The sequence below is a fragment of the Streptosporangium pseudovulgare genome (assembly GCF_014648055.1).
In the GTDB taxonomy this organism is placed as follows: domain Bacteria; phylum Actinomycetota; class Actinomycetes; order Streptosporangiales; family Streptosporangiaceae; genus Streptosporangium; species Streptosporangium pseudovulgare.
This window is the reverse complement of record NZ_BMQJ01000007.1, coordinates 86,369-97,342: the sequence shown is the minus strand read 5'-3', so window position 1 is coordinate 97,342 and position 10,974 is coordinate 86,369. Positions and strand designations below refer to the sequence as shown.

General features: G+C 72.8%; 12 protein-coding genes and 1 tRNA gene. 5 read left to right on the top strand and 8 right to left on the bottom strand.

Features of this window, described 5'->3' with window-relative positions:
• Nucleotides 1-116: 116 nt before the first annotated feature.
• The 5 genes from IEZ10_RS15760 to IEZ10_RS15740 all read right to left on the bottom strand — a co-directional run bounded on the left by IEZ10_RS15760 (nt 117) and on the right by IEZ10_RS15740 (nt 3,847).
• Nucleotides 117-830, bottom strand: a complete 714-nt coding sequence (locus IEZ10_RS15760) for a pirin family protein (protein ID WP_229811308.1) — start codon at nt 828-830, stop codon at nt 117-119.
• A 173-nt stretch (nt 831-1,003) separates the two neighbouring features.
• Nucleotides 1,004-1,954: a WXG100-like domain-containing protein gene (locus IEZ10_RS15755; RefSeq protein WP_189247253.1), complete on the bottom strand. Its 951-nt coding sequence runs from the start codon at nt 1,952-1,954 to the stop codon at nt 1,004-1,006.
• A complete protein-coding gene (locus tag IEZ10_RS15750) occupies nt 1,951-2,286 on the bottom strand; it encodes a hypothetical protein (protein ID WP_189247252.1) in 336 nt (111 codons plus the stop codon). Before IEZ10_RS15750 ends, IEZ10_RS15755 begins: the two co-directional genes overlap by 4 nt.
• 102 nt (nt 2,287-2,388) lie before the next feature.
• Complete coding sequence (locus IEZ10_RS15745) at nt 2,389-3,237, bottom strand: spermidine synthase (protein WP_229811307.1); 849 nt, start codon at nt 3,235-3,237, stop codon at nt 2,389-2,391.
• A 46-nt stretch (nt 3,238-3,283) separates the two neighbouring features.
• Nucleotides 3,284-3,847 (bottom strand): carboxymuconolactone decarboxylase family protein, encoded by a 564-nt coding sequence (locus IEZ10_RS15740; RefSeq protein ID WP_229811306.1) that lies wholly within the window; start codon nt 3,845-3,847, stop codon nt 3,284-3,286.
• A gap of 256 nt (nt 3,848-4,103) precedes the next feature.
• Between IEZ10_RS15740 and trhA the strand changes: the two genes are divergently transcribed.
• Complete coding sequence (trhA, locus tag IEZ10_RS15735; protein ID WP_189247251.1) at nt 4,104-4,778, top strand: PAQR family membrane homeostasis protein TrhA; 675 nt, start codon at nt 4,104-4,106, stop codon at nt 4,776-4,778.
• A gap of 154 nt (nt 4,779-4,932) precedes the next feature.
• Here the strand turns inward: trhA and IEZ10_RS15730 are convergent, their stop codons facing one another.
• Entirely contained in the window at nt 4,933-6,132 is a 1,200-nt protein-coding gene (locus tag IEZ10_RS15730; RefSeq protein WP_189247250.1) for a M20 metallopeptidase family protein, read from the bottom strand.
• Nucleotides 6,133-6,518: 386 nt separating this feature from the next.
• Between IEZ10_RS15730 and IEZ10_RS15725 the strand changes: the two genes are divergently transcribed.
• From IEZ10_RS15725 to lat, 4 genes are all read left to right on the top strand, one after another.
• Nucleotides 6,519-7,136 carry a DoxX family membrane protein gene (locus IEZ10_RS15725; RefSeq protein WP_189247249.1) on the top strand — a complete coding sequence of 206 codons (618 nt, stop codon included), beginning with the start codon at nt 6,519-6,521 and terminating at the stop codon, nt 7,134-7,136.
• 123 nt (nt 7,137-7,259) lie between these two features.
• Nucleotides 7,260-8,120 (top strand): universal stress protein, encoded by an 861-nt coding sequence (locus IEZ10_RS15720; protein ID WP_189247248.1) that lies wholly within the window; start codon nt 7,260-7,262, stop codon nt 8,118-8,120.
• Nucleotides 8,121-8,244: 124 nt separating this feature from the next.
• Nucleotides 8,245-8,805 (top strand): HdeD family acid-resistance protein, encoded by a 561-nt coding sequence (locus IEZ10_RS15715; protein WP_189247247.1) that lies wholly within the window; start codon nt 8,245-8,247, stop codon nt 8,803-8,805.
• Nucleotides 8,806-9,143: 338 nt separating this feature from the next.
• Entirely contained in the window at nt 9,144-10,436 is a 1,293-nt protein-coding gene (gene lat, locus IEZ10_RS15710; protein WP_189247246.1) for an L-lysine 6-transaminase, read from the top strand.
• A gap of 5 nt (nt 10,437-10,441) precedes the next feature.
• Here the strand turns inward: lat and IEZ10_RS15705 are convergent, their stop codons facing one another.
• Together IEZ10_RS15705 and IEZ10_RS15700 are read right to left on the bottom strand one after the other, a co-directional pair.
• Nucleotides 10,442-10,726 (bottom strand): helix-turn-helix domain-containing protein, encoded by a 285-nt coding sequence (locus IEZ10_RS15705; protein WP_189247245.1) that lies wholly within the window; start codon nt 10,724-10,726, stop codon nt 10,442-10,444.
• 154 nt (nt 10,727-10,880) lie between these two features.
• Nucleotides 10,881-10,956 (bottom strand) — tRNA-His (locus IEZ10_RS15700).
• Nucleotides 10,957-10,974: the final 18 nt, after the last annotated feature.

The window sequence follows — 10,974 nt, the reverse complement described above, 5'->3', positions numbered from 1 at the left end:
GTTTGTAGGGCGCTGTGCGGGGCGGGGAGGTATCGGGCGTCAGAGGTGGGCGGCGAGCGCGGACGGGTCCCGTCCCTGTCCGGACCGGACTCGTCCGCGTGCGGCCCCTGCGGGCCCTACAGGCCGCCCTCGGACATGCCGTGCACGGCCGGGATCGTGCCCAGCCGGCCCTTCTGGAAGTCCTCGAACGCCTGCTGGAGTTCCTGCCGGGTGTTCATGACGAACGGGCCGTAGTGGGCGATCGGCTCCCGGATCGGCTGTCCGCCCAGCAGCACGACCTCCAGGTCCGGCGTGTGGGAGTCCTGCTTCTCGTCCGCGCGGACGGTCAGCGAGCCGCCGCCGCCGAAGACCGCCGTCTGGCCCAGGCGGATCGGCCGGCGCTCGGCGCCGACCGCCCCGCGGCCCGCCAGGACGTACGCGAGGCCGTTGAAGTCCTCCCGCCACGGCAGCGTGATCTCCGCACCCGGCGCCAGCGTCGCGTGGATCATGGTGATCGGCGTGTGCGTGATGCCGGGGCCCTCGTGGCCGTCCAGTTCGCCCGCGATGACGCGCAGGAGCGCGCCCCCGTCCGGGGAGGTGAGCAGCCGGACGTTGCCGCCGCGGATGTCCTGGTAGCGCGGGGCCATCATCTTGTCCCTGGCCGGGAGGTTCACCCACAGCTGGAGGCCGTGGAAGAGCCCGCCGGACATGACCAGGTGCTCCGGCGGCGCCTCGATGTGGAGCAGGCCGGCGCCGGCCGTCATCCACTGGGTGTCGCCGTTGGTGATGGTGCCGCCACCACCGTGGGAGTCCTGGTGGTCGAAGACGCCGTCGATCGGTGCGGTCGTCACACCGATCACGGGGCGCGGCACGGCATCCGCCGGCGCGGCCGACGGCTCCTTCCAAAGAACTTGTCGACATCAACTCAGTTGATAGTTCAACTATTCCGTGCCGCATGGGCCCGCGTCACCTGCCGCCGCGTCACCTGCCACCGCGGCGCGCGGCCGTCCGGCCGCCGTGGCGGTCAGCCGGGGGCCTTGCCCCGCTGCGCCGTACCGATGAAGAGCTTGCCGGCGAGCTGTTCCGGGGTGGGCGCCAGGTCGGTCCCGGTCTCGCCGCTCAGTGCGTTGTAGGTGACGGTGTAGGAGGTCGACCCGACGTAGTAGGAGGCGAAGTCCCCCAGGTCGTTGTTCCGGAACACCCGGGACAGGGGTCCGACCTTGGTGAGGTCCCAGACGCCGAAGAAGACCAGGCAGGAGGCGAAGTCCTTCATGGTCGCCACCGCGTTGTCCTCGAAGGAACCGGGGCCGTCGCCGAAGGCCGCCTTCGTGCCGATCGACAACGCGGTGTCGCCGAGCGCGAAGAAGGCGCTGCCCGCGACGTACGTCGCCGCCTTCTCCCGCACGATCTGTGCGACGTGCCGTTCGAGGAGCTGCCCGATGAGCCGCGCCCGGATCCTCCGGTACAGACGTTCGGCGGCCCACTTGACGGCGGCCGTGCCGGGCCCGCCCAGCCACGGCCAGGATCCGGCGAACGCGAGCTGCGCCATGCTCGTCGCGGCCAGGACCTTCAGGGCGTGCCGGGTCGCCTCGACCGCCTCCGCGTACCCCTCGCACGCCTCGGCCGTCAGCTCGCAGTGGGCGACGACGGTCCCGGCGTACTCCTCGAAGGAGAGGCGGACGCCCTCGTCCCGGCCGCCGGCGGGACGCGCGGCGACGGCCAGGAGACCGCCCTGCCAGAACCGCCGGAACGCCGTGCTGCCCTGACCCGGGTGGTCGTGCCACATCCGCGCCGCCACCGGGTCGAGGGTCCTCGCCGCCCCGCGCACCCGCTCCCCGAGCGACCTCCAGACGGCCGCCGCGGCGCGCGCCCCCTCCGGGTCGCCCTCCGGCCAGTGCTCGTACAGGTCGTAGGCGACGAGGCCCGCCATTCCGGTGAGGCCCAGCGGGTACAGCGCCGGGCGTCCGAGCCTCACCACGGCATCCGCGGCACCTGGGCGATGGCCTCCCACTCGGCGGCCTCGACGTTCGTGCCCATGGCGAAGAGGCGGTCCCCGATCCGGACGCAGAGGCCCGCGAGGGCGTGCGCCTCGCCCATGACCCCCTCGGTCATGTGCCGGTAGCCCGGTGATCCGGAGTCGCCGTCGTAGAAGAGCCTCCCGGCCCGGTCGTCCCCCCAGAAGTTCCCCACCGTGTACAGCCTGTTCGTCTCGATGACGACGCCCTTGGTCAGCTCGGTGCCCTCCGTCGTGAAGGGCCTCGCGACGGACCACTTCACGGTGTCGGGGGACATGGCCATGTATGGCATAAAACCTCCTTTACCAACCGGGAAATAGTATATTGCGGGCATCGCGACGTCTCACCGACCTCGGACGGGAGGAGCCGTGCCCGAGGCCGGCGAGACGTTCGCTCAGCCGAATACGCCCGGGGGCGGAACCGGGGTGACCACCGGGTCGCCGTCCCGCAGCGGCGGCGCTCCGGCGACGAAGTTGGTCAGCGCCTCGCCGTACAGGCACCTGGCCTGGGTGAGGCCTCCCGCACACCGGCGGGTCAGGCCGGCGGTGGGCAGTTCGGCGGGGGAGGCCGTGACGATGAGGTTGCCGAAGCGGCGTCCCCGCAGCACGCCCGGCTCGGCGAGCAGGGCGGTGTGCGGGAAGACGCCGCCGACGGTGGCGAGCAGCCGGCGGGCGAAGGCCAGGCCCTTGCCGTCGGCGACGTTGACCAGCAGGGTGCCGCCGGGGCGCAGGACGCGGGCGACGTCGTCCATGTACTCGCGGGTGGCCAGGTCGAGCGGCATCGTGGCGCCGCTGAAGGCGTCGAGCACGAACAGGTCGGCCGAGGCGTCCGGCAGCGCGGCGGTCGCGGCGCGGCCGTCGAGGACCCTGACCTTGAGCCGGGGCACCGACTTCAGCCGGAGCTGGTCCCTGACGAGCTGGACGAGGTCGCCGTCCGGCTCGACGACGATCTGCCGCGACCCCGGGCGGGTCGCCGCGACGTAACGGGGCAGCGTGCAGGCGCAGCCGCCCACGTGCACGGCGTCCACCGGCCCCTCCGCCAGGAGGTCGATCACGATGGCCATGAGCTGGACGTACTCGAAGTCGAGGTAGGTGGGGTCGTCCAGGTCCACGTAGGACTGGGGCACGCCGTCCTTGGAGATCACCCATCCGGCGGGCCGGTCGAGGTCGGCCAGGAGCTCGACCTCGCCGAAGGTGACCGGGTAGCGGCCCGGCATCGGCTCCCGTGGTTCCCGCCTGCTCATCGCCCGCGGCCCGCCTTCCTGGTGCGTCGTGCTCCCGACCATCCTGTCAGGTCGGCTCGCCCTCCCAGACGAAGGGCTGGAGCGCGGGATCGACGGGTGCGGCGGTCATCCGGTTGGCGAAGGTGGAGATCGTGTAGGCGCCGACCCCGAGGACGACCTCCAGGGCGTTCCGCGGGGTGTGGCCGGCGTCGAGGAAGGCGCGCATCTCCTCGTCGCTGACCGCGCCCCGGCGGTCCATGACCGCGAGGGTGAACAGCCGCAGCGCCTCCAGCCCGGGGTCGGGGAGCGGCGTGCGCTCCCGCAGGCTCTCGACGAGTCCGGCGGGCGCCTCCAGCCCGGCCAGCGCGGCGGTGTGCATCGCCACGCAGAGGTGGCAGGCGTTGCGGGTGGCGACCGTCATGACGACGACCTCCCGCTGAAGCGGGGTCAGGGAGGTCTGCTCGAAGGCGCCGTTGGCCGCGAGGAACCCCTTGAGCAGGTGCGGGGCACCGGCCATCAGGGCGACCGCCGCGGGGACGTGACCGAACTTGCGGGCGGTGCCCTCCATGATGGGGCGGGCCTCGGCGGGGGCGCTTTCGAGGGTGTGGAGGACGAACAGGTCGTCGAGCACGTGTCTTCTCTCTTCTCGGTGTCGAAGGGTCGTCCGCCGCGGTACGGCGGAGCGCGGCGCGGCGGTGGGACGGGTCCGGCGGACGGGGCCGGGCGCCCGGCGCGACCGGGCGCGGTGATTCGGTGCGCCGCGCCAAAAGGTCAACCCAGTTGTCTAGATAGTAAATCAGGTTGTCCTTGTGGGCAAGGCGGCCCCTTGGGGGCGATGTAGGGAAGATCACAACCTACGGAGGCGTAACTTACGCTACCGTAGGTTCATGAGCTCGACCGGCACCCAGAGACCCTCCATCTCCATGTCGATCAAGCCGCGGCTGCGCGGCTGGCTGCACGCCGGGGCGCTACCCGTCGCGATCATCGCCGGGTACGTCCTCGTCGCCCTGGGCCCCACCCTGCAGGCGCGGCTCGCCGCCGCGGTCTACGCGATCACCTCGGGCCTGCTCTTCGGCGTCTCGGCCACCTACCACCGCGGCACGCTCTCCCCGCGCCTGGAGAGGGTGCTGCGCCGCCTCGACCACGCCAACATCTACCTGATCATCGCGGGCACCTACACCCCGTTCGCGCTGCTCGCCCTCGACGGTCCGGCCCGCGTCGTGGTGCTGGCCGTGATCTGGACCGGCGCGATGGCCGGGGTGCTGTTCCGGGTGCTGTGGATCTCCGCCCCGCGCCTGCTGTCCACCGCCCTCTACATCGCCCTGGGCTGGACGGCGGTGTTCGTGCTGCCCCAGCTCCTGTCCGGCGCCGGGGTGGCCGCGGTGGCCCTGGTGATCGCGGGCGGGGTGCTCTACACCGCGGGCGGGGTGGTGTACGGCCTGCGCCGCCCCGACCCCTCGCCCCGGTGGTTCGGCTTCCACGAGGTCTTCCACGCCTTCACCGTCGCCGCCTACGTCGTCCAGTACGTCGCCGTCTCGCTGGTGGTCTACGGGGCCTCCTGAGACACCCGCGCGCCCGGCCCATGCCCGCGCCCGGCCCATGCCCGCGCCCGGCCCATGCCCGCGCCCGGCCCATGCCCGCGCCCGGCCCATGCCCGCGCCCGGCCCATGCCCGCGCCCGGCCTGCGCCCGTACGCCCGGCCCGCTCCCCGGCGGCTCAGCCCGCGGCGCGCGCCAGGCGGCGGACGGCGAGCTCGGCGTACAGCGCGGCCCCGTCGGGCAGCACGGCGTCGTCGAACAGCGCGTCCGGGGAGTGGTTGACGGCGGCGGTGGCCGGGTCGACGCCCTTCGGGCACGCGCCGAGCGCCACGAACGCCGACGGAACCTCGGCGCAGACGAACGAGAAGTCCTCCGACGCGGGGAACGGCCGCGGGACCATGACGAACCGGTCCTCGCCGTACACCTCCCGCACGGTCTCTGCGACCAGGGCCGCCTCTTCGGGATCGTTGACCGTCACCGGGTAGCTCACCCGGTACTCGACGTCGGCCTCCAGCCCGTGCGCCGCGGCGATGCCCCGGGCCAGGGCCGTCGAGCGGTCCCGGACCAGGGCGTGGGAGGCCGGTGAGAACGAGCGGACCGTCGCCTCGAAGCGGGCCCGGTCCGGGATCACGTTTTCGGTGGTGCCCGCGTGGAAGCTGCCGACCGTGAGCACCACCGGGTCGAACACGTCGAAGCTCCGGGTGACCATCGTCTGCAGCGCGGTGACGATCTCGCACGCGACCGGCACAGGGTCCCTGGCGCGGTGCGGCGCCGAACCGTGGCCGCCGACGCCGCGCACGGTCACCGAGAGGGTGTCGGAGGCGGCCAGCATCGGCCCGCCCCGGGTGGCGAACACCCCACGGGGGAGCCCCGAGCTGAACACGTGCAGGGCGTAGGCCGCGACGGGACGCTCGCCCGCGGCGTCCAGCACGCCCTCCTCGATCATGAGTTTCGCGCCGCCCTGCCCCTCCTCGCCCGGCTGGAACATGAAGACCACGCTTCCGGCGAGCAGGTCGCGCCGGGCCGCCAGCAGGCGCGCCGCCCCGGCCAGCATGGCGGTGTGCAGGTCGTGTCCGCAGGCGTGCATCCGGCCCGCCACCCGGGAGGCGACCGCCGGGTCGCCGCGCTCGGTGACCGGCAGGGCGTCCATGTCGCCCCGCAGCAGCACGACCGGCCCCGGGGACGCGCCGCGCAGCACAGCCGTGACCGAGCTCAGCCGCCGGCCGAGCCGTACGTCGAGGGGGAGGCCCGTCAGGGCGGTCAGCACCCTCTCCTGGGTCCTCGGCAGGTCGAGGCCCAGTTCGGGCTCGCGGTGCAGGTCGTGACGGAGGCGGGCCAGTTCGTCCCGCATGTCGTCGGCTGACGCGCGAAGCGACATCGGAGGCTCCTCTGCGCTCGTGGGACTGAAGCACCATAAGACCGTTTTGCGCGGATTGTCGTTTCCCGACGGCCATCTTCTGGCATGAAATCGGTCATCGCGGACGTCCGGTCCGCCGCGGCCCGATGTCCGCGCCGACGTTCCCGGTGCGGGGACGTCGGCGGTGCGCCGCCTCCGCGGGGTTCCGGCGGGACCTTCCGTACGGCTCCCATGGGTGCCCGCGCGATGCATGGGCGGTAATTGACCAAGGTCCCGGGCCGCCGGGGACCTCCGCCGCCGCGGGACGGGCCGTACGGCACCTGCGGTAAAGGCCCGGCAAAGAGTGTGATGGAGACGTACCGGAGAACAGGGAACACCGGCAGCGGCCGGCGACGAAGGAGCCCCCCATGGCAGCCACCGCGCACCACCACACCAACCGCAAGCTCGTCCACCGGGCCGCCGCCGGGACCACCGAGCCGGCCGGACCCGCGACCGTCGCCGGAGCCGCCGGGGAGACCACGACCACGACCGCGGCCACGGCGCGGCCGGCCGCCTACGCCTGGGCCGCGGCCCGGATCGGGATCGGCTGGATCTTCCTGTGGGCCTTCCTCGACAAGGTCTTCGGCTGGGGCTTCGCCACCCCCGCCGACCGCGCCTGGATCAACGGAGGCAGCCCCACCACCGGCTTCCTCAAGGGCACCGGCGACAACGCCCTCGGCGGCCTGTTCGGCGCCCTGGCCGGGCACGCCTGGGTCGACTGGCTGTTCATGACCGGTCTGCTGGGCATCGGCGCCGCCCTCGTCCTCGGCGTCGGCATGCGGATCGCCGCCGCCGCCGGAACCCTGATGCTGGTGCTGATGTGGGCCGCCGAGCTGCCGCTGGCCAACAATCCCTTCCTGGACGAGCACCTGATCTACGCCGTCGTCCTCGTCGGGCTGGCCCTGGCCGGCGCGGGCGGGACCCTGGGCCTGGGCCGGTGGTGGGGCGGCACCGCCCTGGTCCGCCGCCTGCCGATCCTGCGGTAGCGCCCACCCTCGTCCGGTGCCCGTCCCCGCCCCCGGGACGGGCACCGGCATGTCCGGGTGAATGCGCGTGGGGTGACGGGCAATGATCGCAGAACGCGAGGAAAGACCGAGAAGGAGAGAACGATGACCGGATTGATCGTCGTCGGGGCCGACGGCTCCGCGTCCGCGACGGCCGCGGTGGAGTGGGCGGCGCTGGACGCCGCGCGCGCCGGCGCGGCGCTGAGGGTCGTGCACGTGAGCGAGCCGTGGGCCGCGGCGTTCCCGCTGGCCGGGACCGGCATGAGCGAGGACGTGCGAACCCGGTACTGCCAGGACGTGCTGGACGCGGCGGTACGGCGGGCCCGCGAGTGCGCGCCGGAGATCGAGGTCACCGGCTCCGTGGTGACCGGCGCGGTGGTCGAGCGGCTGCGGGACGAGGCCGGGCGGGCGGACGAGGTCGTGATCGGCAACAGGGGCGCGGGCGGTTTCGCCGAGCTGCTGCTCGGGTCGGTGGGACTCGGCCTGGCCGGGCACGCCCCCGGCCCGGTCGTCGTGGTCCGCGCCCCCGCCCGTACCGTCCACGGGACGGTCGTCGTGGGCTTCGACGGCTCCGAGCACTCCGAGGCCGCCCTCGGCCACGCGTTCGCCCAGGCGCGGCTGCGCGGGGCCCGGCTGCGCGTGGTCCACGGCTGGCGGGCCCCGGTGATCCCCTCCTACACCTTCGACTACGCGTCCCTGCTGGAGGAGCCGTTCCAGGAGGAGGTCCGTACGGCTCGGCAGCGCCTGGAACCCTGGCGGGAGAAGTACGCCGACGTCGAGGTGGCGGAGTCGGCGGCCCTGACCCACCCGGTGCCGCTCCTGACGGAGGAGTCGCGGGACGCCGACCTGGTCGTCGTCGGGGCGAGGGGGCTGGGCGGGTTCGGCTCGGCCGTACTGGGCTCGGTCAGCCACGGGGTGCTGCACCACGCGCACTGCCCGGTCGCGGTCGTGCGGCCCCGCCCGTAGGGCGGGGAGCGCGGGCCGGGGCGACGAGCCGGCCGACCTCCGGAGAATAAGACCGTTTTGACCGAATCTCGGACCGTCATCAGGGATTTTCTGGGCATAAATCGGTCAAAAGGGGAGGTGGGTCATGGAAGAGCTGACCCGTACATGGTGGGTCTATCTCGTTCGCGGAGTCTGCGCGATCCTGTTCGGCCTGCTGGCGATCCTCTGGCCGGGCATCACGGTCTTCGTGCTGGTCGTCGTCTTCGGCGTGTACGCCATCGTCAACGGCGTGTTCGCGCTCCTCGGGTCGAGGGAACGCGGCTCCCGGACCTGGATGATCGCCTACGGCGTGCTGAGCGTCCTGGCCGGCGTCGCGGCCCTGGTCTGGCCGGGGATCACCGCGCTCACCCTGCTGTTCCTGATCGCGGCCTGGGCCGTCGTCGTCGGCGTCACGGAGATCATGGCGGGGATCCGCCTGCGGAAGGCCGTGACGGGGGAGTGGGCGTTCATCCTCAGCGGGGTGCTGGCGGTCCTGTTCGGCGTCCTGCTGTTCGTCTGGCCGGCCGCCGGCGCGCTGGCGGTCGTCTGGCTCATCGGCACGATGGCGATCGTCTACGGCGTCGCCCTGATGGCGCTCGCCTTCCGGGTGCGGGCGCTCCACTCCCGCAGGGCCGGTCCCGCGGGGGCCGCGCCCACCGTCGCCTGACGGGGGCCGGGGCCCGGGGTCGTCTTCCCGGCGGGGAGGCGACCCCGCCGCGCCGGGGCGGCCCCGGCCGGAGCGTACGGCCGCCGGGGCGGGACGGCGGGGACGCCGGGCGGCCGGGGAGCGGGACGACGGGTCAGGCCGCCGGGGCGGGGCGGCGGGGATGCCGGGCGGCCGGGGAGCGGGACGGCGGGGAAGAGGCCCGGGGCGGCCGGACGACCGGAAAGGTCACCAAGGGGAGACGCCGAAGAATATTTATAAAAACCGCCTCTTCTGCGTAACGTCTCCATAGGGATGACCGTTCAACGGGGAATCATCTTCCCAAACACCGTGGAGGCGATATGGACGTGCACGGCCGGCTCTCTCGTCATCTGCTCGTCGACGGCTACCGCCTGGTGCTGGACCTGGAACGCAGCCGGGGCTCCCGGCTGGTCGACGCCCGCACCGGCCGGAGCTACCTGGACTTCTACACCTTCTTCGCCTCCGCGCCGCTGGGCGTGAACCCGTTCGACGACGACCCCGCGTTCCTGGACCGGCTCGGCAGGATCGCCGCGAACAAGCCGGCCAACCCCGACCTCTACACCGTCCACCTCGCCGAGTTCACCGAGACCTTCGTCCGGGTGCTGGGCGATCCCGAACTGCCGCACCTGTTCTTCGTGGAAGGCGGCGCGCTGGCCGTCGAGAACGCGCTGAAGTGCGCCTTCGACTGGAAGAGCCGCCACAACGAGGCCCAGGGCCGCTCCCCGGGACTCGGCGCCCGGGTCCTCCACCTCACCCGGGCCTTCCACGGCCGCAGCGGCTACACCCTCTCGCTGACCAACACCGACCCGGTCAAGACCGACCGCTTCCCGCAGTTCGACTGGCCGCGGATCGACGTGCCCGCCATCCACCTCGGCGACGTCGAGGCCGCCGAGGAGCGGGCCCTCGCCCAGGCCCGGGCGGCCTTCGAACGTCACCCGCACGACATCGCCTGCTTCATCGCCGAACCCATCCAGGGCGAGGGCGGCGACAACCACATGCGGGCCGAGTTCCTCCAGGCGATGGAACGGCTCTGCCACGAACACGACGCCCTGTTCGTCATGGACGAGGTGCAGACCGGCGCCGGGACCACCGGCGCCCCCTGGGCCCACCAGCAGCTCGGCCTGCGCCCCGACATCGTGGCCTTCGCCAAGAAGGTCCAGGTCGGCGGGATCATGGCGGGCCGCCGGGTGGACCTGGTTCCCGACAACGTCTTCCGGGTGAGCGGGCGCATCAACTCCACCTGGGGCGGCGGGCTGGTGGACATGGTCCGCTCCCGCCGGATCCTGGAGATCATCGAACGCGACGGGCTCATCGCCCGGGCCGGCGAGCTCGGCGCCGAACTCCTCGCCACGCTGCAGAAGATCCAGGCGGGCTTCCCCGAACTGGTCGGCAACGCCCGGGGCCGCGGCCTCATGTGCGCCTTCGACCTGCCGGACCCGGCCGCGCGCGACCGGCTGGTCGTCCTGCTCCGGCAGGACGAGGGCGTGCTCGTGCTGCCCTGCGGCGAGCGGTCGGTACGGCTGCGCCCGGCCCTGTCGATCACCCGCGAGGAGCTGGAGGAGGGGACGGAGGCGATCTCCCGCGCCCTGACCACCCTGCGGGACGCGCCCTAGCCCGCCTAGCCGGCCGCCCTGGACGTCCTGTCCGGGGCTCTGGCCGGGACGTCGCCCTTGCCGGAGCGCTGCCGCCACAGGCCGATCGCGGTCATCCGGCAGTCGGCGCCGAGCTTGGCGTAGATCCGGTTCACGTGGTTCTTCACGGTCTTCTCGCTGAGGAAGAGGTGCTGGGCGATCTGCCCGTTGGAGCGGCCCGTGGCTATCAGCTCCATGACCTCGGCCTCGCGTCTGCTCAGGCCCGTCGCGGTTCGCGGGTCGGCGGCGTGGGGGGCGTCGTCGGGTCTCATCCGGCCTCCGTGGCGGCTACACGGTCAGGTCGCCGAACCCCCCGATCTTACGGCGAGGCGATAGAAGTGAGCATAACTGGTTATATCTGGATTTGGTGATCCAGTCGCGGGTGGAAAGCGGAACGGCCGGTCCCGTAGGACCGGCCGTTCTCCGTGGGGTGAGTGAAGGGACTTGAACCCTCGACATCCAGGACCACAACCTGGCGCTCTGCCAACTGAGCTACACCCACCATGTCTGCCGCAGCAGC

What these genes read in the sequence shown, in the direction of transcription:
- IEZ10_RS15750 (WP_189247252.1), bottom strand. Translation starts at nt 2,286, where the DNA reads ATGCCATACATGGCCATGTCCCCCGACACCGTGAAGTGGTCCGTCGCG.
- IEZ10_RS15745 (WP_229811307.1), bottom strand. Translation starts at nt 3,237, where the DNA reads ATGAGCAGGCGGGAACCACGGGAGCCGATGCCGGGCCGCTACCCGGTC.
- trhA (WP_189247251.1), top strand. Translation starts at nt 4,104, where the DNA reads ATGAGCTCGACCGGCACCCAGAGACCCTCCATCTCCATGTCGATCAAG.
- IEZ10_RS15730 (WP_189247250.1), bottom strand. Translation starts at nt 6,132, where the DNA reads ATGTCGCTTCGCGCGTCAGCCGACGACATGCGGGACGAACTGGCCCGC.
- IEZ10_RS15725 (WP_189247249.1), top strand. Translation starts at nt 6,519, where the DNA reads ATGGCAGCCACCGCGCACCACCACACCAACCGCAAGCTCGTCCACCGG.
- IEZ10_RS15720 (WP_189247248.1), top strand. Translation starts at nt 7,260, where the DNA reads ATGACCGGATTGATCGTCGTCGGGGCCGACGGCTCCGCGTCCGCGACG.
- IEZ10_RS15715 (WP_189247247.1), top strand. Translation starts at nt 8,245, where the DNA reads ATGGAAGAGCTGACCCGTACATGGTGGGTCTATCTCGTTCGCGGAGTC.
- lat (WP_189247246.1), top strand. Translation starts at nt 9,144, where the DNA reads ATGGACGTGCACGGCCGGCTCTCTCGTCATCTGCTCGTCGACGGCTAC.
- IEZ10_RS15705 (WP_189247245.1), bottom strand. Translation starts at nt 10,726, where the DNA reads ATGAGACCCGACGACGCCCCCCACGCCGCCGACCCGCGAACCGCGACG.